Annotated in this window: 21 protein-coding genes and 1 rRNA gene; 5 read left to right on the top strand and 17 right to left on the bottom strand. The window is 39.3% G+C overall.

Features of this window, described 5'->3' with window-relative positions:
• Positions 1–2: 2 nt before the first annotated feature.
• Together H5119_RS16870 and ccoG are read right to left on the bottom strand one after the other, a co-directional pair.
• Positions 3–977 carry a serine/threonine protein kinase gene (locus H5119_RS16870; protein ID WP_182703046.1) on the bottom strand — a complete coding sequence of 325 codons (975 nt, stop codon included), beginning with the start codon at positions 975–977 and terminating at the stop codon, positions 3–5.
• 49 nt (positions 978–1,026) lie between these two features.
• Positions 1,027–2,457, bottom strand: coding sequence for a cytochrome c oxidase accessory protein CcoG (ccoG, locus tag H5119_RS16865; RefSeq protein ID WP_138585104.1), 1,431 nt, complete (start codon positions 2,455–2,457; stop codon positions 1,027–1,029).
• 290 nt (positions 2,458–2,747) lie between these two features.
• On the opposite strand from ccoG, the gene H5119_RS16860 reads away from it, so the two are divergent.
• On the top strand, positions 2,748–3,107 hold the full coding sequence (locus H5119_RS16860) for a hypothetical protein (RefSeq protein WP_077536650.1): 360 nt from the start codon (positions 2,748–2,750) through the stop codon (positions 3,105–3,107).
• The gene (locus H5119_RS16855; protein WP_138585105.1) at positions 3,107–3,313 is read left to right on the top strand and encodes a hypothetical protein; all 207 of its coding nucleotides are present in this window, start codon (positions 3,107–3,109) and stop codon (positions 3,311–3,313) included. Before H5119_RS16860 ends, H5119_RS16855 begins: the two co-directional genes overlap by 1 nt.
• A 48-nt stretch (positions 3,314–3,361) precedes the next feature.
• Here the strand turns inward: H5119_RS16855 and H5119_RS16850 are convergent, their stop codons facing one another.
• From H5119_RS16850 to gspC, 13 genes are all read right to left on the bottom strand, one after another.
• Positions 3,362–3,949, bottom strand: a complete 588-nt coding sequence (locus tag H5119_RS16850; protein ID WP_182703045.1) for a UPF0149 family protein — start codon at positions 3,947–3,949, stop codon at positions 3,362–3,364.
• Between the two features lie 22 nt (positions 3,950–3,971).
• Positions 3,972–4,730 carry a type II secretion system protein N gene (locus H5119_RS16845; protein WP_182703044.1) on the bottom strand — a complete coding sequence of 253 codons (759 nt, stop codon included), beginning with the start codon at positions 4,728–4,730 and terminating at the stop codon, positions 3,972–3,974.
• A gap of 3 nt (positions 4,731–4,733) precedes the next feature.
• The gene (gene gspM, locus H5119_RS16840; protein ID WP_077536646.1) at positions 4,734–5,207 is read right to left on the bottom strand and encodes a type II secretion system protein GspM; all 474 of its coding nucleotides are present in this window, start codon (positions 5,205–5,207) and stop codon (positions 4,734–4,736) included.
• A complete protein-coding gene (gspL, locus tag H5119_RS16835) occupies positions 5,204–6,409 on the bottom strand; it encodes a type II secretion system protein GspL (protein ID WP_182703043.1) in 1,206 nt (401 codons plus the stop codon). The genes gspM and gspL overlap by 4 nt, the downstream gene beginning before the upstream one ends.
• Complete coding sequence (gene gspK, locus H5119_RS16830; protein WP_182703042.1) at positions 6,406–7,392, bottom strand: type II secretion system minor pseudopilin GspK; 987 nt, start codon at positions 7,390–7,392, stop codon at positions 6,406–6,408. Before gspK ends, gspL begins: the two co-directional genes overlap by 4 nt.
• Positions 7,392–8,069, bottom strand: a complete 678-nt coding sequence (gene gspJ, locus H5119_RS16825; RefSeq protein ID WP_182703041.1) for a type II secretion system minor pseudopilin GspJ — start codon at positions 8,067–8,069, stop codon at positions 7,392–7,394. Before gspJ ends, gspK begins: the two co-directional genes overlap by 1 nt.
• Entirely contained in the window at positions 8,070–8,444 is a 375-nt protein-coding gene (gene gspI / locus H5119_RS16820) for a type II secretion system minor pseudopilin GspI (protein WP_077536642.1), read from the bottom strand. It lies immediately after the preceding gene.
• A complete protein-coding gene (gene gspH / locus H5119_RS16815) occupies positions 8,444–9,031 on the bottom strand; it encodes a type II secretion system minor pseudopilin GspH (protein ID WP_077536641.1) in 588 nt (195 codons plus the stop codon). The genes gspI and gspH overlap by 1 nt, the downstream gene beginning before the upstream one ends.
• 49 nt (positions 9,032–9,080) lie before the next feature.
• Positions 9,081–9,503, bottom strand: a complete 423-nt coding sequence (gspG, locus tag H5119_RS16810) for a type II secretion system major pseudopilin GspG (RefSeq protein ID WP_077536640.1) — start codon at positions 9,501–9,503, stop codon at positions 9,081–9,083.
• Between the two features lie 78 nt (positions 9,504–9,581).
• Complete coding sequence (gene gspF / locus H5119_RS16805; RefSeq protein ID WP_077536639.1) at positions 9,582–10,817, bottom strand: type II secretion system inner membrane protein GspF; 1,236 nt, start codon at positions 10,815–10,817, stop codon at positions 9,582–9,584.
• Between the two features lie 2 nt (positions 10,818–10,819).
• A complete protein-coding gene (gspE, locus tag H5119_RS16800) occupies positions 10,820–12,385 on the bottom strand; it encodes a type II secretion system ATPase GspE (RefSeq protein WP_310737451.1) in 1,566 nt (521 codons plus the stop codon).
• Positions 12,378–14,444 carry a type II secretion system secretin GspD gene (gspD, locus tag H5119_RS16795; protein ID WP_182703040.1) on the bottom strand — a complete coding sequence of 689 codons (2,067 nt, stop codon included), beginning with the start codon at positions 14,442–14,444 and terminating at the stop codon, positions 12,378–12,380. The genes gspE and gspD overlap by 8 nt, the downstream gene beginning before the upstream one ends.
• A gap of 23 nt (positions 14,445–14,467) precedes the next feature.
• Complete coding sequence (gene gspC, locus H5119_RS16790) at positions 14,468–15,409, bottom strand: type II secretion system protein GspC (RefSeq protein ID WP_182703039.1); 942 nt, start codon at positions 15,407–15,409, stop codon at positions 14,468–14,470.
• A 212-nt stretch (positions 15,410–15,621) separates the two neighbouring features.
• Here gspC and hslR point away from each other — a divergent pair, with 212 nt between their 5' ends.
• The 3 genes from hslR to H5119_RS16775 all read left to right on the top strand — a co-directional run bounded on the left by hslR (position 15,622) and on the right by H5119_RS16775 (position 19,051).
• Entirely contained in the window at positions 15,622–16,044 is a 423-nt protein-coding gene (gene hslR / locus H5119_RS16785) for a ribosome-associated heat shock protein Hsp15 (RefSeq protein ID WP_138585113.1), read from the top strand.
• Between the two features lie 12 nt (positions 16,045–16,056).
• Positions 16,057–16,902, top strand: a complete 846-nt coding sequence (gene hslO / locus H5119_RS16780) for an Hsp33 family molecular chaperone HslO (RefSeq protein WP_138585114.1) — start codon at positions 16,057–16,059, stop codon at positions 16,900–16,902.
• Between the two features lie 610 nt (positions 16,903–17,512).
• Positions 17,513–19,051: a phosphoenolpyruvate carboxykinase gene (locus H5119_RS16775; protein ID WP_138585773.1), complete on the top strand. Its 1,539-nt coding sequence runs from the start codon at positions 17,513–17,515 to the stop codon at positions 19,049–19,051.
• 1,114 nt (positions 19,052–20,165) lie between these two features.
• Here H5119_RS16775 and H5119_RS16770 read toward each other — a convergent pair.
• Together H5119_RS16770 and rrf are read right to left on the bottom strand one after the other, a co-directional pair.
• A protein-coding gene (locus H5119_RS16770) for an IS630 family transposase (RefSeq protein ID WP_404936262.1) occupies positions 20,166–21,189 on the bottom strand; the annotation gives its coding sequence in 2 pieces (ribosomal slippage) (positions 20,166–20,741 and positions 20,743–21,189; 1,023 coding nt in all).
• Positions 21,190–21,651: 462 nt separating this feature from the next.
• A 5S ribosomal RNA gene (gene rrf / locus H5119_RS16765) occupies positions 21,652–21,751 on the bottom strand; the annotation flags it as partial.

Here is a 21,751-nt window from a genome sequence, read left to right as displayed (position 1 = left end):
TGTTATGGCAATAACTTTAACGGCTCTTCTTGTAATGCAGAAAGCTGCTCCTTGAGAGCTAAAATTTGTTGCTCCCAATATTTGTCATCTGCAAACCATGAAAAGTTCCGTACAAAAGCCGGATCACTCCATCTATTTGCGACCCAACCCATATAATGAATAATACGCATTGCTCGCAAAGGTTCAATCAATTTGAGTTGAGTGTGATCAAAATCACAAAACTCTTCATATGCGCCCACTAGGGTATCTAACTGTAACAGCTGTGTCATTCTGTCGCCACTGAGCATCATCCATAAATCTTGAATTGCAGGCCCTTGGCGGCTGTCGTCTAAATCAACAAACATAAGTGCGTCTCCTGCCCACAAAATATTGCCTGCGTGACAGTCCCCATGTAGACGTATCGTTTCTACCTCTTTGTATTGCGCTTGAGCTTTTTCTATTACTAAATCTAAAATAGTATAAAAAGCTGTTTTTAAACCAAGAGGGACTAAGTTACTTTTTTGTAGATGAACTTTAGCTGTATGCAAGTATTCTTCGCATGTCACTGTTGGCCGGCACGTAAATGCTTTTGTTTTAGCAATTTGATGCATACGTCCAATTAAACGCCCTAACACATCAAGTTGATCTAAGTTATCAACTTCAAATAAGCGCCCGCCTACGCTAGGAAATAGCGTAAACCAATATCCTTGGTGTTCGAACAAGCTTGCTCCGTTATGCTCTATTGGGGCAACAACTGGCACTTCGGCCTCTGCTAGCTCAAATGCAAAATCGTGCTCTTCCTGAATTTGCTCTTTGCTCCAACGCTCGGGGCGGTAAAACTTAACGACGTAGCGTTTTCCGCCTTCAGCGACAAATTGGTAGACTCTATTTTCGTAGCTATTTAAAGCAAGTAAACCAGACTCGGCATAAATACCGACGCTTTCGATAGCATCAAGAATAAGGTCAGGGGTTAAGTCAACAAAACTAAATTTACTCATATGCCTCTTATACAAAATAAAAGCGGGTTGCCCCGCTTTTGTTAATTTATTATCGCGCTTTGAAAAAGTTACTTGGCTGCAATATTTCGTTATCTGGTTCGTTAATTGGTGAAAGCACAAAGTTAAACTCTGTCATAGGTGCTTTTAAGTCATATGGATCCATTACTAATGATAAAGGCACATTGTGTGATTGCCCTGCTTGCACAGTGAATGACTGTTTTCCTATGTATTTAAAGTTATCTAAACCTTGCACCTTAATATTAAAAGTTTGCTCGTACTGCGCTTTATTAATGACCTTTAATGTATAGGTGTTTTCTACTAAACCATCAAAATCGACACGGTATAATTGGTTACGATCGCGAATAATATCAAAGTCCATTGTTTTACGCAGTGCGATGTTAGCCACGAGTGCGCTGGTTAATATTACTAAGATGACCGTGTAACCTATTATTTTAGCTCGCAAAGGATTTGTTTTATTTTCAGGTGTTTCGAGGTTTCGCTCTGTTGTATATGAAATAAGCCCACGCGGGTATTCCATTTTATCCATTACACCATCGCACGCATCTATACAGGCACCACAGTTTATACACTCGGCTTGTAGCCCATTTCTAATATCAATACCTGTTGGGCATACTTGAACACACAAATTACAGTCTATACAGTCACCCATTTCTAAATCTTGATGAGCGACTTTACGAGAACGAGGACCGCGACTTTCACCACGGTTTTCATCATAAGTTACCGTGTACGTGTCTTTGTCGAACATAGCCGACTGAAAGCGAGAATACGGACAAATGTGTAAGCACATAATTTCACGCATCCAACCTGCATTGCCATAGGTACATACTGCAAAGAAGATCACACTAACAAGCGCATATCCCCCTAGATTGAAAGTGACAAAATCAGGAAGCAACTCCCGAATAGGTGTAAAATAACCCACAAAAGAAATAGCGGTATATAACGAAAATAATATCCAACTAGTATGTTTAGCGGTTTTTCGCCAAAACTTATCAAAGTTCATTGGCCGCTCATCGAGCTTTTTACGCTGATTAGCTTTACCTTCACACTTTTCTTCAAACCAAATAAATATAAAAGTCCACACCGTTTGCGGGCAGGTGTAACCACACCATACTCGGCCGTAAAAAGTAGTGACCAAAAACAACGCAAAGGCTGCCAACATAAAAATAAAGGCTAAAATAGTAAAATCTTGGGGCCATAGTGTTAAGCCAAAAATATTGTATTTTTGACCCATCAAATCAAACAATACAGCCTGTTGACCGTTAAAGTTAATCCAAGGGAGCAACATAAATGCAAGTAAGCCTAAAAAGCCGATGCGTTGCCTAAGTAACTGATGGAGGCCTTTTACAGCACGCACATAAATGCGGTTTCGGGGGTTGAATCTGTCGTCTTGGCGGCTTAAATCCGGTTTTTGGATTTTAACCTCTACAGGGATGTTCTTTACTTTAATTTGTTTGTCCATCGAAGTTCCTCAACGCCGCTTGGAAAGAAAAGTTCAGCAATATTCAAATACTCTAATATTATAAGGTCTAACAAGTTATTTGCTAACTATGCTCAGTTTAATAAATCGACACTTGAATACTTTCAGATATTTCAGAAATATCTGACTGCTGCTAGCCATTATACCAATATTGATTAGAATTACTGGCATAGATTGCTAATAATTTATTCACCCTCGCCACTTGCTTTTAAAACACATTTTATTACACTGCATAATAATTTAACCCTATTTAGATCAAGGTTTGCGCTTTCGTGAAAAAATTTATTATATTAGTCATTGTGATCCTTGCTTTTTTTACTATCGATCATCCGCTTATAAAAGAGCCAAGAGAAAAGCTTTTAGGTGAAGGCGTTAGCCTTTTAGGCGAGTCAACAAAAGTAAATAGAAACCCAGCAGCAAGCATGGCTAAAAGCAATATAAGCGCTCAATTGGGATTATCAGAATCTGAGCATGAATATGTAGAAAAAACATTTACAACAGATGATTCAGTACGATTATTTCATTTACGTTATTGTCGCGAACGTGATTTAAATCTGTATTTTTATGATGACCGCTTAAACACAGTATGCAAAATAGTGTCTGAATCGTTAGCGCAAAAGCGAGTGAAGTAATGGACTTTTCAAAATTGAATAAAAAAGCGAGCGACTCATTTCACAAACATCGAAATATGCTTAAAAAATTAGCGCAAGGAAAAGCATTGAAATGCGAACAGTGCAACACCTTGCTAACACTCAATTTAGCCACTGGAGAGTCTGGTAAAGGCATAATAAAGTGCAAGCAAGGCTGCACAGACATAGAGTTAGAATTAGGCGCTTAATAAGATTTATAATTGGTTGGTTACTTATAAAAATAAGTAACCTAAAAGCTACTCGTCCCACCCTTCATCTGTATACAAACCACTATTAAGTGCGACTATTTCAATCAACTCGGCAAAGCCTAATGCAAAATCACCCATTAATTCATATTGCTGCAAGCAAAGCGATTGTAGTCCTAAGTTATTTTGCGCAGCGATAGTAGTAATGGCGTCTTCACCTAGAGCAAAAAAGCTTAATGTCGCTTGAGCGCTCTCTAATGCATCTTTATATTCTGCTTCTAATTGCTCAGAGGTTAATAGTTTTTGAGTGTAAGTCGTTGTCGCTGTTAAAAAACCTTCACTCCAGCTTTTACAAAAACCAAAACTGTATTGCGCTGGTAATTTATAGCCAACCTCAAACACTTGCTCGCTTATTTGATGGTATAGCGCCATAAATAAAAACAAGACTTCTTCGTCTAAATTATCTGTCGTGTTTGGTAAGATTTGTGCAATCCACTCATGCACGTCTAATGGCTCAGGAGAACAAATTACGCCAAACAAGTAACCTTGGCTTTGCGATAAGGTCATCGCTTCAGGCTGAGTATCTAAAAATGTGCTGAGCTGCGTAGCATGCAACTCAGTAAATTGAGGTAATTGCATTAAAACTCTTTATTTGTAAACATTAAAAATTAAGCGGATAACGACCTTCTCTATCTGGACGACCTAAAAACTTCACTGCATCGTGTACGTCTTTTGGTAATGTTGCATCAGGCTTTACGTATCCAGCTACTTTAAAATCGAAATTAGCCTTTAACATCGCATCAGCTTCAAGCCCTAAGGTGTTATCGGGGTCAATAAGTATGGCTATGTCGCCAGACTTACAACTAAGGTTACCACCAAGCGGACCAATGTTAAACCAACCGTTTAAACCCTGTACATCAATATCTGGACTCGCTATTTCGCCTTTTAATGATTCACAATAAGGCGTGCCTGAGGTGTATTCATCAAGCTCTAATATTACGCGGCCTTTTGCTGTTACTGGCAGTGGTAATTGAATGCGCTGCATTGCTCTTTCAACAGTGGAGCGAACAAGCCCATCAGTTACTTTAATTGTACTATTAAATAAGCCATAATTTACATTTGCATAGCCTGAAATATCGCTACGCTCACGCGGATCACCAAACTTTAAATTAGTATTTAAATTGCCTGTAAATAACTGCCATCCTGAAATATCCCAACGCACATTATTTAATTGCTCGCCATCAAAGCGCACTTGCATCATTTGCCCTTGCCAAATGCTGCCAACGGTTTGACCTATTTCTAACTGCTTAGGTAGATAAGGTTTAGCTAAGTCCAATGCAATAACTGCGGGCAACTTAACAATACAAAAAATAATAAAGCTAAATAAAAATAAAATAGATAATGTTATTGTTTTTTTCATTAATTACTTCTCTAATACCAAGCGGCTTACGCGCACATAACCAGATTTATCATCACGGCTTAAATCCAAGTTCTCGACACGTAAACCATGCTGATTAACAAGTTCATCGAGCCATTCTATCAAATGATTGAACTCGATTGAGTCGAGCGTCAAACGCAGTGAATCATTACTTGGCTGCATTTTGCTGATGCTAATTTTGTAGCGAGCACGCGTTGAGTTAACTATTTGGCTTAAATTTTGGCTACTGGCAATTTGTGTACTGCCCGCAGCTTTGAGTTTAACAATACTCTCATCAACCCAAACCAATAGCTCTTGTTGTTTAATTTGCGCTTGCTCAGCACGTTCTATTGCATTATTTAGTGGCCTAAAGATCCCCATTACTAAAATGAAAATAATAAAAACACCACCTGCAATCATAACTAAATGTTGTTCTTGTTCCTTTAGCGAATGCCAATGTTGCATCAACTGCTTTTTCATACCGCACCTCGCAGTTTAATTTCACCTACGACAAAGTCGCCATCGTTATTCAATGAGCCTTGGTCAACCGTTAAACCTTGCTTTTCAAGCAATATTTTTACTTTACCGAAAGTTTGAAAATCCTTCGCCCTAGCTCGAATACGCAGCTCGTTACGACGCTTATCGTAGCGTAAATTTTCAGGTGTGAATTCACTCACTTGAGAAAACACATTAACTAAATTTGTTGTTAAGTCTAAAAAGCCAGCGTCGCTTGACCCCTGTATTTTTTTTAATGCGCCTCTAATTTGACTCTTAACAAGTTGCGGACGAACTTTAGTGCCTGGAAACGCATTCTGGTAACGCTCAACTACTTGCGCCTTTGTAATTTCTAGCTGAGTATTTAATTGATTTAATTCTACGGCCTTTATTGCAATAGTTGATACTAATGCAACACCTGTAATAACCGCAGCACTTTTCCAGTATCCCCACCATAATGTACTTTTCTTTTTAAGTTGATACATGCCTTGGCGAAGATTGAATTTAACGTTATCAAGTTGTTTAGCAAATAATGCTAAAGGTAAATCATAATCACTTGTTTGCGCTTGCAGGCTAACCGTTTCAGGAAATTGAGTCGCTGGGCTAAAATGCTTTATGTTAGGATTACCCATTGCCGTTAAATAACCATTTAACCAACTACTTTCTACAGCACTTATATGCCATTGACCTTGCTTAAATAACCATTGTCCATTGAGTTCTATGGCCGTTATTGCATCATCTGCTGTAGGTAATAACAACGCATCTGGTAATATTTTATATACAGACAAATTATGATCTACAAATAGCGCAAGCCATTGCTCAAACCACTCTCGATCCACCATAGCAACACGTATAGCATGTTGCTCTTCTATCGTGGTTGATTCACCGACCGCTATAAATAAATCATCTACGTCACATGCAATATCTTCCTCAAGCATATACGGTAGTGCTTGCTCAAGCTTACGATTCCATTTAGCGGGCAAAGCAACTGTTTTTAGCTGTACTTGATCACTTGGCAGTAAAACAACCACCTCACGACTTTGCGCTTTTTCACTTAACTCGCTTAAATGACTGGCATTAGCAAGCTCTCCACTGGCTATTATTTCTTGTTCTTGTGGTGAGTATATTAACCAGTTAAGTGTTTCTTGTTCAGTTTGACCCGTGCGGATCAATAATATTTCTGTCACTGTACGCCTCCAAATTTTCGCGCCAGTATCGTTACGTCACCATTGTTGGCATACAGTAATGTGGTCATCGAAAAACGCAAATCAACAAACGTTGCCTGCGTTTGTAATTTAAAATATTCGCTATTAATACTAAATAAGTTTTCTACTGCTTTAATGTTTTTCCCGCCTTGCTGAAGCACCTGTTCAAAAAATACTTCTTTGCTATCAAACCCTGTTTTTGGCCTTGCAGCGATTACAGCCTCAGCACCGGATAAACTTAACTCATCAATAAACGCACTGAGTATGAGTGCTTGCTCTGGCGCTAACGTATTTATATTAATAGAAAGCAAAGTACTACCTGGAATAACACACACGTAAGGGAGTATTTTTTCCATTACCAGCGGATTAAAACCTTTGATCAATCGCAGTTCTGAAGTTGATGCAAATAAGCTATTTGCGGTCAGGTATGGGAATTTTTGTGACAAATACTCTCCCTCTTCTGCACCTGAGCGATATGTAATGCTGTTGGCATCTAACCAATCAAATACACTGTCAGCCATTGCTTCTTCAGACTCATTAGCAGATAAGTCTTCTATGTTTTCAAGTAATGTAAACAATGCTTTATGCGCTGGGTTTGTTTTATTTGCACTATTTTTATCAGGTTCCACGGCTAAAGCATTCAAATTTAGGCAAGCTTGTAAGTCCGTTATTTTGCCACTCAGCTTGCCATTATCAACGGGATAAGGAACATCACCTTGTTTTGCCCATATTTGATCTAATGTTGTTTTCTCAGGGTCATCTTTTTTACTTTGAATAAGTGCTTTAATAGCAAGTTCTTCTGCAGCATATGCGTACCACTTAGCTTGCTGATGCCCTTGTAAATTGGTACTTTTTTGTACTTGGACCATCAAATTAGCACTCATTTCTACAGCTAAAATAGCCGCTAACGCCACCATAAATAATACAATAACAATGGCAGCCCCACGCGATGATTGATACCCCATTATGGCGTGCCTCTGCTATTTTTATTAGTTGTATTAGGTGTTGAACCATTTGTTGCTGTACTCGTGGGCGTGGTCACCTTGCCTTGTCCTGGCACTAAAAATACACGGCGAATTGGTTTCGCGTCAACTTGCTGCAATGTAACGGCAACCGCTTTCGGTAATGCCTTAATATCCCATTGCCCTAGCCATTTATTTTTGTCATCAAGAAATTCAAACTTTAGCTCTTCGATACCTTTGAGGATAACTTGCACTCGTGGTTCAGTGTTATCAAGTTGATCTACATACACGCGATACACTCTTTCTAAGTTATCATCAATCACTCTATAACCAACCGCTTGTAATTCTGAGCGGGGTAGTAAATTAATTGGATTAACCCAACCATCACGCACAAACGCAATCCCATGGTATTGGCTTTCTAAAACATAACGCCCAGCGAGTAAATAGAGTTCTTGTACATCGCCAGCTTCGTTTCGTACTGCGCGTTTAGTCATTTGGCTAAAGTCTTGATCCATTAACCTGAATGTAGTTTGTAAGCCATTTAACTCAGCTATTTTTTCATCTGAGGCATCTTTAGACCGCGTTGTAGTCTCTAATATTTGGTGAGTAGCAATAATAACAAAGGCTAAAATTCCTAGAGCGACCATTACTTCAAGTAATGTAAATCCACGTTGCTTCACTTATTTCTTACCTTTATTCAAATAGGTGGAAAGCTCATAAACAGAACGCTCATACTTCTCGTCACTAAACACAGTAATGGTTAATTTAACAAAGCTTTTATCGGCCGTAGGCATCACATCTTGTTGCCAAAACCACTCAACACCCGCCATTACTTCGCTACCACGCAATCCACTTTTACTTTGCCATTGCTCACCTTTAGTGCGCTGCTCTACCAAGATATTTTCTGCGACCCATGAGGCATATGTTTGATCTTCAATGCTTGATAAGTGATGTATATGCTCGCTAGTTACTTGCATTGCTGCAATACCTGTCATAGCACAAATACTTAGCGCAACTAATACCTCTAATAAAGTAAATCCTTTATTGTTATCCATTATTCTGGCTCTCGGCGCAAATTAACAGGGGCAGTAAATTCACCCTCTATAAAGTAAACAGGCTCTCTTTGAGCTTTTAACTCAAGTGTTAGTTGAAATGCACTAACTTCGCCCGATGACAATATAAGTACTTGAGGGATTTTGAGCTTTTTAAGTTCTAACAAGCTGTCTTCGTCACCGCCGCTCATTAATTCACGCCAATTTGATTGTTCGAGTAAGTTATCTGCTGCCCACGCTAAATCTTCTAGGTTTAGTGTTAATTTAAAACGTTCGTCAAATTCAACGGGACTAAATAACTCTTCTCGGTCAAACGTTATCCATTTTTCACTATCAAAAACTAAAAATTCGAACTTATTTTTGTCTACCTGAAATCCCAATTCAACTTGGTTCAAAATAGCAAACTCTGATGCCATATTAATGGTGGTATGCAGCCTAAGTGCTTGAGTATCTAGCTCATCCTCCGCACCGCCTTCTAAGCTATATACCACCATTTTGGTAGCAAAAGCGATGATCACTAATACCACTAAAATTTCAATTAAACTAAAGCCTCGGCTTTTTCTACGCACACGTTCAGAGCTCACTTGCATAGCAAGCTCTGGTTATTAACGTATAAATTCAAAGCACTATTGATTAACATTATTGCTTCTCAGGATCCCAGTTACCTATATCATCCTCTGTACCAGCTTCGCCATCTGGTCCAACAGAAAAAATATCAAATTTACCGGCCTCTCCTGGGCTGATTAATTGGTATGGTTTACCCCATGGATCATCAGGTAATTCACTAATAAAACCACCATCTGGAAAACGCTTTGGTACTGGTTCAATATTCGTTTTATTTACAAGCGCTTCAAGGCCTTGCTCTGTGGTTGGATAGCTTTTATTTTTAAGCTTGTAAAGGCTCATTGCGTCTTCAAGTTGCTGAATATCTAAATGTGCCTTATCAATTGCAGCCTCTTCTTGCTGACCCATTATATTAGGCGCAACAATTGACATAATCATCCCGATGATAACCAGTACCACCATCACTTCTAGTAAAGAAAAACCTGATTGTTTATTCACGTAATTACCTCATTATTCTAAAATATTAAGTAAAAATGGTTTAGGTAAAACCACTAATATATAAAAACTAAGCAATAATTAAAGCCCTACGGCTTTATTCATTGCCATTATTGGCTGCAAAATTGCCATCACTATAAACAGTACAATAACCGCCATAGAGGCAATCATTGCCGGTTCTAATAATTTTAATGATACATTAACCATACTTTCAAATTCGCGGTCTTGGTTATTTGCAGCACGCTCTAGCATTTGTTCAAGTTCGCCTGACTTTTCGCCACTGGCTATCATATGCAGCATCATCGGTGGAAACAACTTAGTTTGCTGAAGTGCAGCGCGTAAACTAGCACCTTCACTTACCCGATCAGAAGCATCCGCCACTGCTTTTTTAATTTTTTCATTTACTAACACCCCACCCGATATACGCATTCCCTCGAGTAAAGGCACTGAGCTTGATGACAAAATACTTAGCGTTCTCGCAAAGCGAGCTGTATTTATACCACGTGCAACCTTACCAATACCCGGCATATGGAGTATTCGATTGTCCCACCAAAAACGTATTTTTGGTTTTTTTAAGGCGTGTTTAATACCGATAGCAATGCCAGTGATAGCAATTAAACTGATAAACCAATAGTTTTGTACAAAATGACTACCGGCCATTACCCACTCTGTTGTCCAAGGGAGTACTTGCTTGGTTTTTTCAAAGGTTTTTAATATTTTAGGTACTACTGTTCCCAGCAAAACCGCAACAATACCAATCGCAAATATAACCAGAATAATAGGGTAAACCATAGCCTGTGTAATTTGACTACGCATATGTTGGCGTTGCTCAGTGTAATCAGCTAATCGATTTAATACCTGATCTAAATGACCCGACTTTTCACCTGCGGCAACCATTGCACGGTATAAGTCATCAAACACATGTGGAAATTCACTCATACCATCGGCAAGTGTATAACCTTCAACAACCTTTGAACGTACCGACATCAACATGCGCTTTAAACGTGGTTTTTCGCATTGCTCGGCTACGGCCATGACGGCTCCCTCAACAGGCAATGCGGATTGAATTAACGTGGCCAATTGACGGGTGATAAGTGCTAAATCAGAAGTAGATATAGTGGGTTTAAAAAAGTTACCTAATAAAGGCGCTTTTTCACCTTTTACTTGTTTGTCACTTTGCGCTGCTGGGACTACCTCAAGTGGCGTTAATTTTTGATCACGTAAAATTTGGCGAATTTGTTTCGCGGTATCAGCCTCTAAAATACCTTTTTTTTCTTTACCCCTACCATCTAAGGCACGATACTCAAACGCCGCCATAATTAACCTTCCTCACGGGTAACACGCAATACTTCTTCAAGTGTTGTTTTGCCTGCAAGTACACGGCTACAACCATCTTGGCGGATGCTTGGACTGCGTTTACGAATGTATTTCTCTACGCTTTGCTCACCTTTACCGTTGTGAATCATTTCACGTATTGCTTCATCAACTACCAGCAACTCATGAATACCGGTACGACCACGGTAACCATTAAAGTTACACTCCTCACAACCTACAGCTCGATAAATCGTCGGTTGGCTTTCAAAAGGAGCACCTAACAACTGACATTCATGCTCGTCTGCTGTGTGGCCTTCTTTACAGGTATTACATAACGTACGTACTAAACGTTGCGACAACACACCGAGCAATGAAGATGAAAGTAAGAATGGTTCAACACCCATATCTTCCATACGTGTAATTGCACCCGATGCGGTATTAGTATGCAGAGTAGACATAACAAGGTGACCGGTAAGTGACGCTTGAACACCAATTTGCGCAGTTTCAAGGTCGCGTATTTCACCCACCATAACCACATCTGGATCTTGACGTAATATTGCACGCAAACCTCGAGCAAATGTCATATCAACTTTGCTATTAACTTGTGTTTGGCCAATGCCTGGGATCTCGTACTCAATTGGATCTTCAACAGTTAAAATATTACGATCACGTGAGTTAATTTGACTCATACCAGCGTATAAAGTGGTACTTTTACCAGAGCCCGTTGGCCCTGTTACCAAAATAATGCCGTGGGGTTTACTAATTAAATCTGAAAACAACGCACGATTTTCTGCGGTCATACCTAAGTCTTCAAGATTTAGGCGGGCATTATTTTTATCAAGTAAACGCAGCACTACACGCTCACCAAAACTCGATGGCATGGTAGATACACGTACATCTACTGCACGTCCTGCAATACGAAGACTAATGCGGCCATCTTGTGGGATACGCTTTTCAGCTATATCAAGCTTAGCCATTACTTTTATACGCGACACCAATAGAGAGGCCAGTTTTCGATTTGGCTTAAGCACTTCTTTTAATACACCATCCACCCTGAAACGAATAACAAGCTCTTGTTCGAAGGTTTCGATATGTATATCAGACGCGCCCTCTTTAATTGCCTCGCTCAGCATGGCATTAATAAGTTTTATGATAGGTGCATCATCGTCACCAGCAAGTAAGTCTTCAGTTTGCGGGAGTTCATCAGCAAGTGAGAATAAATCAACTTCATTGCCAATGTCTTCCATCATCTGCTGGGTTTCCGAACTATCTCGCTGATAAGATGCTTCAAGCAATAGTTCAAACTTATCATCCGCAAGCTGCTCAAGCGTAAAACCATACCCTGCAATACGGCGTACTTCTAATAGTACCTCCACATCAAGCTCGCCACGGTAATATACTATTCGATGCTCTTTATTTTTGCTCAGCAATACACCAGCACGTCTTGCGTACGAAAACGGTAATCGCTTTGCGGGGAGTTCGATTAGCACATCATCGATTGATAGCTCGTCCTGCTTATGCATTTTAGGATGAACCACATCTTGGTTTATCTCTTCAATCGCATTAGTCATCTTTACGCTCTTGTGCATTTTGTTTACGTAAAGAATCTTCATACGTTGGTGGCAGTACTAATTCATCATTCCATTCAGGTAAAATTGGTGAATCAGTCGCAGGCATTAACTCAATCCCATCTTCGCGCTGTTTAAATTGCTCACCACGAATAAAGTTATACTTGTTAAAGCTTAACTTATTCATGCTTATACCATCACGAATAATAGTCGGGCGAATAAATACAATAAGATTACGCTTTTTGCGCGTTGTATTTGTTGATCTAAACAGATGCCCTAATATAGGTATATCCCCTAATAATGGCACCTTCGAAACACTTTCTTGTACGTCTTCATCAATTAAACCACCCAAAACAACCATGCCACCATCATCGGCCATAACAGTTGTTTTAATTGAACGCTTATTCACTGAAATATCAACGGCGGTTGCACCACTAACGCTTGACACCTCTTGTTCAATAGTAAGCTGTACCGCTGAGCCATCATTAATTTGTGGTGTTACTTTTAGTTTAATACCGACTTCTTGACGGTCAACCGTTTGGAATGGATTACTACCATTATCAGTACCCGTTTGAGAACCGGTAATTATAGGCACTTCTTGACCGACTAAAATAGATGCTTCTTGGTTATCCATTGTAGTAATAGACGGTGTTGCCAAAATATTTGAGTTAGTATTCGTTGATACTGCCTGTATAATAGCGCCCCAATCATTTTTAATCACACCCAGCGCTAAGCCATTAATACCACCAAGCAATGAAGCTAAAGGGCCATAGTCACCTTCAGAAGTTTCGTTATATTGAGTCGGCTTACCACTTTCAGTGCCTATGATCGTTTTAGTGACTGTTTTATCTCGAGCTCGTTCAGCTGCTACCGCAACAGAGCCAACAGGAACTGTTGTACCATTGTTAAATTGCAGCATACCGCCTTGTTCAGAAATCCATTGCAATCCAAGATTAACACCATCGCCTTCCATCACTTCTATAATAATGGCTTCGACTAAAACTTGCGCCCGACGAATATCAATTCGCTCTATTACTGATTCAAGTGAGCGCATTGTGTCTGGTTGCGCTGTGATAATTAATGAGTTGGAATCTGGGTGGGCTTCAATACTGGTTTCATTTTTACTGCGGCTACGTGTTTTTGTCGCCCCGCCTTGTGAATCATCCGTAAGCGACTTGCTAACGCCTTGCAATACCTTCACTAAATCTTCAGCTTTCGCGTAGTTTAGGTAAAACACTTGTGTATTACCTTGGCTTTCTAATTCCCCATCTAAGCGCTTAATAAGCTCAATTGCACGCGTACGAGCTTGACCTTCACCACTTACAATTACACTATTAGTTCGGCCATCTGCCACTACTTTTGGAATTAAGAATTCAGGAACACTGCCTTTACCATTATCTTTATAGATATTATCGACCACTGATACTACATCATCAGCAGTAGCAAACTTAAGCTTAACTATATCTACACGCTTATCGCCAGCTTGATCAACCGAACGAATAATCTCAACTAAACGATTAACCGATGCTGCATGACCAGTCAACATCATCACATTAGCCGCATTAAAGTTTGCAACATGGCCACCATCTTTTTGGTCACTAAATTGCCTTACCAGTGGGCCAAGTTCTTGTACGCTTACGTTTTTAACTCGTACAACTCGTGTGATCATCATGTCGCCGCTAGCGTCACTACCTTCGGTAATTAGTGGCACATTAGACTTTTTAGCATCAGAACTTTTTTCTATTTTTATAATGCCATTATCCATTTCAACGGCCGAGTAACCGTAAACTTCCAATACATTTAAAAAGAACTGATAATAAAGTGCTTCATCCATTAACTCATAGCTGCGTACGTTTACTTTGCCACGCACATTAGGGTCAATGATGACTGTTTTATTAAGGTTTTTACCAACGATGTTGATAAACTCGTTGATATCTGTCCCTTTAAAGTTAGCAGCGTATTCAACAGCTGAAACTGACAATGAAATACTTGCCGCTAAAAAAAGTGCCGCGTACTTAGCTAACCCTTTTTTAATTTTTTTGAGGTGTAGCACCTGAACCATTATATTAAAACTCCAAAGCTATGTTATTGCAGGCTAAATTGCACATCTATTTGTTCGCCATCACGTTCTATAGTGATATTGGCATCCGTGCTATTACGCAGCTCATTAATAGCTGACATTGCCTGTTTTAGATCCGTTAGTTGATAGCCATTAATTGCAATAGCTAAATCGTTATTTTGTAAACCCATTTGCTTAAATAATGCAGGTTCTTTACCTGGACTTAAGCGATAACCAATGAGCTCTCCATCGTTCATTGCTTGTGAAACACGTATGTAATCAAATAATTTACCTGGCTCTTCGAGTAACTCTTCACGAGTCTCTATTATTGATTGCTTTATTTGCGGATCAGCAGTGGCATCTATTTTCAGCTCACTCGATACAAATTGCTGCGGCCCCATATCTTCATCATTACGTGCAGCTAAAACAGGCATCGATACCGTTTTAGTAAAGTCGAGACCATCAAGCATTAATGTTTCGAAGCGGCCACTCACGTTTAAAATTACACGATCTGGTAATATTTGCGCCACTTTAGCTCGGGTACCTTGTACAACATCTTCAGCTAAATAACTTACTTGTTTACCTTGTGATTCAATAATCGCCACTCCACCTTGATCATCATTACTCACCGCAACAATACCAGTGAGATTAATACTTAGGCGAGTCTCTGGGGCATTGTTAACAACCTGCGATTGCTGCGCAGTGTTATTATTATTTGTTACAATTGCTTTACCGAATAAAAATTGTTCAATAATATGTTGGGCCGAACTATTACGAACATTATTTGATTGACTAGTATGTTGCGCAGGAGCAAGAGGAGACATAACCGGCTTTGGCCAAACAAGCCAAACTAATTTTGATAATAAAAAAGCAAGGTAAACAACAACTAACAGTGTAACTAACGCACTTAATTTAGCATGCGGTAACCGCGTTAAAAATTGTTTAAATTGCTGAATTTGCTGTTCCATAAATAGTATTCTTATTTTAATTTACTGCGTAAGCGCGTACCCATAGTACCCTTTCATTTTTCATTCAACAAGAGTACTAATATTAAACTTTGTAAACAGAATAAATTAATTTAATTTGTCTGTATAAAAAGCAAACTTCCTATGCAATACCTTCATCCGATGATGATTCCATGATAAATTTTAAGTTATAACTAAAATGGATAAAATGCCTTATGAGTAAAAGAAGTAATAGCAAGTCAAACTCAGACCATACAGACGAAGTAAAAGTTCGATTAGATAAATGGCTATGGGCAGCACGCTTTTATAAAACACGCGCAGCTGCTCGTGAAATGGTACAAGGCGGCAAAGTACATTATAATGGCCAGCGTACCAAAGCGAGTAAAATTGTAGAGGTTGGAGCAATCGTTAAACTTGCCCAAGGCGTGGATGAAAAAATAGTTACTATATTAAAAGTGCTTGAAAACCGACAAAGCGCCCCCATTGCACAGACCTTGTATCAAGAATCTGATGCAAGTATTGTTAAACGCGAAGAGAATACCATCGCACGTAAAAATAACAGCTTCTTTGCACCTCATCCGGTAAAAAAACCGGATAAAAAGCAAAGACGCGAACTCTTAAAAATGAAATCAAGTTAGGTAAAGCCGCTCATGCAACAAGATTTACTTCACCGTTATTTATTCAATGAACTAGATGTTCGTGGCGAACTCGTTCAAATCGAAAGTGCCTATAATGAAATGATTGCCGATCATAATTATCCGGCTCCTGTAAAAGCATTACTAGGTGAATTGCTCGTTGCAACATGCTTACTCACTGCAACTTTAAAGTTTGAAGGTGAAATAGCCGTACAGTTACAAGGTGATGGACCGGTTAAATACGCAGTTATTAATGGCGACGATAAACAAAATATGCGTGGTATCGCTCGTTTGCAAAGTGAAGTGACAGGGACTACTGTAAAAGAGCTTATCGGCCAAGGTTACATGGTGATAACTATTACCCCAGATAAAGGCGAACGCTACCAAGGCATTGTGCCTTTAGAACACGACACATTGAGTGAGTGTATTGAAAGTTACTTTGAGCAGTCAGAGCAATTAAAAACACGTCTTTGGTTTGCAACTGATACAACTGAAGGCAGCGCTAAAGCATGTGGTTTATTTTTACAAGTACTCCCTGTTGACAAGCAAAAATCAATTGAAGACTTTGCCCATTTAGAAGCCCTAAGTAATACGATTAAAAACGAAGAACTATTACATCTTGATGCTAATACAGTGCTTACTCGCTTATACCACGAAGATAACCCTCGTGTGTTCGAACCACAGGCCATTAAATTTAAGTGTGGTTGCAGTCGCGAGAAAACAATTACTGCCCTTGTAAATATAGGACAGCAAGACCTACTTAAAGATATTGACGAAAAAGGTTCGGTTAACATTAGCTGTCATTATTGTTTAAAAGAATATGTTTTTAATGAACAAGACGTAAAAAACATTTTTAATTAAGCCGTGTTGACCTTTCGTGATTAATTTTACAGCTGTATATGTGGTATTTAAACAATGCACCGTCCCTACGATGTATGATCCTTCCCCAAAAATAGGCGATAACGCAGCATAAACACCAAACATGCGTAGCCCTTTGGGTTCTCCCTAGGGTGATTAACGCTTGTTGCCTACATGGATGTAGACAATAAGCGTGGGCAGGGTACGGAAGCTTTGCTTGGTTTTTACTTATTCTTAATTAGAGTAACGCAGGAGCAGTTACCGAGCCCTCTAAGTTACAAATCTCGCGTCGCGATTCAATCGCCACTAAATTGTACAAATTTCAATCCATAAAGAACAACACGCCCTAATATCTGCACTTCAGCTTTATTAATAACTAAAGCCACAAATAGGTGGTTTTAAATTGTAAAAATATGATACCGGTGTCATTTATAACATGACTTTTATGACACCGGTATCATTGAAATTATTCATGTTTTTTACTAAATATATGTGTTTTTAGGGCCTTTACAGGCTCGAACATCCCCAACCCTTCTGTTACTATAATTACAGCTTAAGGTAATTAAGAACCCAGAGCTATCCCGTTCAATCTCTCATATAGTTAGGTATAAACATGACTTCAAGCGCTACACGTTTTGTCGATTTAACCGCAGCTGAACTTGTCGAGCACGCGATCCGCCGTGGCGAAGGGACTTTAGCCGCAAATGGAGCTTTTGTTGCAATCACCGGTCGTCGTACTGGTCGTTCACCAAAAGATCGTTTTATTGTTCAAGAAGCAACTACTCAAGATGATATCCAATGGGGCAACGTAAATCGCCCATTTGATGAAGATAAATTTGACGCACTATGGGCTCGCGTTGAAGCACATGTTCAAAGTAACGACCACTTCACCTCTCACCTAGAAGTTGGCGCAGACACCGAGCATTACTTGCCTGTTATTGTAACTACAGAAACAGCGTGGCATCATATTTTTGCCAAAAATATGTTCATTGAACCACAAAATTATAATGCTTCTGATCTGCCTCAATGGCAAGTGATGAACGTTCCTTCATTTGTATGTGAGCCAGAACGTGATGGCACGAATAGCGATGGCACGGTTATTATTAACTTCGCGCAGCGTAAAGTGTTACTTGCGGGTATGCGTTATGCCGGTGAAATGAAAAAATCGATGTTCTCTGTCCAAAATTTCCTACTACCAGCAAAAGGTGTATTACCAATGCACTGCTCTGCAAATGTAGGCGAAGCTGGCGATACTGCATTATTTTTTGGTTTATCGGGTACTGGTAAAACAACGTTATCTGCAGATCCAACTCGCTTTTTAATCGGCGATGATGAACATGGTTGGGCACCCGGTAGTGTATTTAACATCGAAGGCGGTTGTTACGCTAAATGTATCGATCTTTCTCAAAAGAATGAACCTGTTATTTGGGATGCTATTCGTTTCGGTACAATTTTAGAAAACGTCGTGTTAGATAAAAAAGGCGTTCCAGATTTTCACGATACGAGCCTAACTCAAAACAGTCGTGCAGCTTATCCGCTTGAGCACGTTGAAAAGCGAAAAGTAGAAAACCGTGCAGGCGAACCAAAAGCTGTTGTTTTCTTAACATGTGATGTTAGTGGCGTACTACCACCGGTATCAATACTCAGCGAAGAAGCCGCCGCATTTCATTTTTTAAGTGGTTATACAGCAAAAGTAGGATCAACCGAAATTGGTTCTACAAGTGATATTGAGTCTACATTTTCAACATGTTTTGGCGCACCATTTTTCCCTCGTCCAGCAGGCGTTTACGCCGAATTACTAATGAAACGAGTACGCGAGTTTGGCGCTAAAGTATATTTAGTTAATACTGGCTGGACAGGTGGTCCTTACGGTACTGGTAAACGTTTTGACATCCCAACAACTCGCGCAGTTGTAGATGCAATCGTATCAGGTAATTTAGCTGGTGTTGAAACACAACATATCGATGTATTAAACCTTGATGTACCTGTTGAAGTTCCAGGTGTAGACACTAACTTACTAAACCCTATCAATACTTGGGAAGATAAAGCTAAGTACAATGAATATGCTGCCAAACTTGCCGCTGACTTCACCGAAAACTTTGCTAAGTACGATGTGTCTGATGATATAAAGAATGCAGGGCCTAAAGCTTAATTATTTGTTTATAAATTAGCTTTGAATTTGCATTAAAACGCCAGCTCACGCTGGCGTTTTTGATCCATTCAACGAATATCCCATGCCAACACTAAGTAACCTGAACTCTGGATAATAAATCTATCTCTAGCAGCTATTTTCTGCGCTAACTGCGTTGAATTTACTTGCAATAGGCCAGCTATTGACGCGTAAAGTCGCCTTGTTTTCACTGAAAATCTCTGGCTGGAGAAAATAAATTTAAATATCACCATGATTCAATACGCAGTAAATCCCTTAACCAGAGCTCAGGTTAAGTAAATAAGGAAATGGATGGATAATTACGAGATTGTTAAATTTTGTAGCAAGATAGCTTGAGTGCCAGCCAGCTTGATGAATTATAACTACTGAGTACTTACCCTCAGATACAGATTTGATATAAGCTTTAAATGCTTTCTCATTCCTTCAGTATGTCTGTTACTAATTACAAACAACGCCGAAGAGGTATGCATACTCAAATTGCTGCGGTTGAATCGCTCTTGGTCTTGCTACTTTCTCTGCCCAGATTTTAGTGGTTGTGCTTCTTTGACCAAACCGTGCTTCATCTTGAAACCAAACAAGCACGTTATCAAGAGACACATATCTTGGGATCTTAAGGACCGTTTCGATTTAGAATTTTTTAAAAGCGTCTTGTGCTTGAGCTGATTGCTTTCGACTACATATGATTTTATTAAGGCCACGTTGTTCAGGGCTAAGTCTTGCAGGTCAGCCGATGAGTGATTTGGCATTTAAGCCCACTAAACCATGATCAAGGTATGCTTTGCTCCAAATATTTACACTTCTTCTGCTCACTTTTAAAAAGAAACGATTTCGGTTCTATTTTTTTCCCTCAGTAAAGCGGGGATCGGCAAGTAACTTCAATCGATGCTGAGCATTAGAGCTGGTATTTATTAATAAACGAAAGTTTTGGTACATATCCACTCCTGTTAATACAGCTATTATACCAATCTGCTTATATATAGGGTCTATTTAGCGTAAAGAAAATTACGCTAAAACTAGGCAAAAAATTTTTGTATCTAGTTGTTCTAAATAAAAATTTTTAACTACATTATAGTGCAATTTATACCAATTCCATTTATTAGTTGGTCATATTAATCCATGATCTTGAACAGAGTGAAATGACTCTATTAATATCACTTCTAAAATTGTTCCAAGCGATTGAGCACTTTTCTTCAATATCTTCATAGTTTACGAAAGCACGGTTGGCAATTTCATTTTGTCTCATCCAAGACCATACTTGCTCAATTGGATTTAACTCTGGCGAATAAGGCGGAATATGAATAATACTAATATTGGGAAATTCTTTATCCAAGTACTCTTGATGCCAACTAGCACCATCCATTACCACTACAGCATGACGCCCTGCCGCTGTTGCTTTTGAAATGAGTGCTAAGTGCTCTTTCATTACTTCCATGTTACTAAAGGGAGCAATAATCGCTTCAGTTTTACCATTAGTTGGGCAAACCGCCCCAAAGAGATACGCATAAGTATATTGTTGTTGCTTTACAACACGTGGCCTTGAGCCTTTTTCAGCCCAAATTTTAGTGGTGGTATTTTGCTGACCAAAACGCGCTTCATCTTGAAACCATACGTCGATACGGTCTAAAGCAACATGACCAGGGAGCTTAAGGATCGTTTTTATTTGGAATTTTTTTAAAATCTTCTTGCGCTTCAACTGACTGTTTAGGGTGCTTCGAACGGGTTGTTATCCAACTTAAATTTAATGCATGCAAAATATTGTAGATATTTGATTTTTTATATTGAATACCAAACTCAGTAAGAATATATAATGCTACATCTTTCCCTTGAAGCCTTCCACCATAAGGCTTTACAGAAGAAACCATGATAAATTCTTTTAGTTGTTGTAGCTGCTTGTCACTCAATGCCTTTCTGCGGCCAGTGTGCTTTTTTTCTTTTAGTCCTGAAATACCGTTATTTAAATAAGCTTGAACCCACTTATTAACACTTGTCCGACTTACCTTTAAGTATTCAGATATTTTGGCTCTACTTTTCCCATCTAAAAAATGAGAAATAGCTAATAAACGAAGTCTCAATCGGGCATCTGATGTTGAAGTAATCATTTTATCTAAGTCTTGTGTCATATTTCACCACCTATAAATAGAAACTTATTAGATCACAAAATTAATGGAATTGGTATTAATTATTTAAATTGATCAAAGATTTATACAGTTTGGTATCACTAGCATCGCCGGAGGCTGTCTTCAGGCTGTTTCAATTTGAGTTTGTACAACCTAAATTAATTTTTCTACAGACGTAAAAAAGCCCGAATCGTTAGATTCGGGCTCTCTACAATTTGAAGTCGGTGCCCTACGCAGTAGAATGTCGTAGTGCCCACAGCTGTGGAGAGCTACAGTGCTAATGCTACTGTATTGGCCCCGACTGGGATATTGAGGTTTTTGTTGTGATTTTAACGTCGAGAGTCGCTGCGCCCGCCGGACCTACGTGATGGCTGTTGGGTAGGTGTCTGTTAATTCCACGTATTTCACTTTTCTGCAGACGTAAAAAAGCCCGAATCGTCAGATTCGGGCTCTCTACAATTTGAAGCCTGGTAATGTCCTACTTTCACATAGCAAATGCTACACTATCATCGGCGCTGTTTCGTTTCACTACTGAGTTCGGCATGGGATCAGGTGGGTCCAAAAC

The sequence above is a fragment of the Pseudoalteromonas sp. SG45-5 genome, from assembly GCF_014164085.1.
Classification (GTDB): domain Bacteria; phylum Pseudomonadota; class Gammaproteobacteria; order Enterobacterales; family Alteromonadaceae; genus Pseudoalteromonas; species Pseudoalteromonas aliena.
The sequence above is the reverse complement of the archived record's forward strand: the minus strand, read 5'-3'. Positions and strand labels throughout refer to the sequence as shown.

Coding starts and splice junctions, on each gene's coding strand:
- ccoG (WP_138585104.1), bottom strand. CDS start 2,457: ATGGACAAACAAATTAAAGTAAAGAACATCCCTGTAGAGGTTAAAATC.
- H5119_RS16870 (WP_182703046.1), bottom strand. CDS start 977: ATGAGTAAATTTAGTTTTGTTGACTTAACCCCTGACCTTATTCTTGAT.
- H5119_RS16850 (WP_182703045.1), bottom strand. CDS start 3,949: ATGCAATTACCTCAATTTACTGAGTTGCATGCTACGCAGCTCAGCACA.
- H5119_RS16775 (WP_138585773.1), top strand. CDS start 17,513: ATGACTTCAAGCGCTACACGTTTTGTCGATTTAACCGCAGCTGAACTT.
- gspC (WP_182703039.1), bottom strand. CDS start 15,409: ATGGAACAGCAAATTCAGCAATTTAAACAATTTTTAACGCGGTTACCG.
- hslR (WP_138585113.1), top strand. CDS start 15,622: ATGAGTAAAAGAAGTAATAGCAAGTCAAACTCAGACCATACAGACGAA.
- gspE (WP_310737451.1), bottom strand. CDS start 12,385: ATGACTAATGCGATTGAAGAGATAAACCAAGATGTGGTTCATCCTAAA.
- gspM (WP_077536646.1), bottom strand. CDS start 5,207: ATGAAAAAGCAGTTGATGCAACATTGGCATTCGCTAAAGGAACAAGAA.
- gspD (WP_182703040.1), bottom strand. CDS start 14,444: ATGGTTCAGGTGCTACACCTCAAAAAAATTAAAAAAGGGTTAGCTAAG.
- gspI (WP_077536642.1), bottom strand. CDS start 8,444: ATGGATAACAATAAAGGATTTACTTTATTAGAGGTATTAGTTGCGCTA.
- H5119_RS16855 (WP_138585105.1), top strand. CDS start 3,107: ATGGACTTTTCAAAATTGAATAAAAAAGCGAGCGACTCATTTCACAAA.
- gspK (WP_182703042.1), bottom strand. CDS start 7,392: ATGGGGTATCAATCATCGCGTGGGGCTGCCATTGTTATTGTATTATTT.
- gspH (WP_077536641.1), bottom strand. CDS start 9,031: ATGCAAGTGAGCTCTGAACGTGTGCGTAGAAAAAGCCGAGGCTTTAGT.
- H5119_RS16845 (WP_182703044.1), bottom strand. CDS start 4,730: ATGAAAAAAACAATAACATTATCTATTTTATTTTTATTTAGCTTTATT.
- gspF (WP_077536639.1), bottom strand. CDS start 10,817: ATGGCGGCGTTTGAGTATCGTGCCTTAGATGGTAGGGGTAAAGAAAAA.
- hslO (WP_138585114.1), top strand. CDS start 16,057: ATGCAACAAGATTTACTTCACCGTTATTTATTCAATGAACTAGATGTT.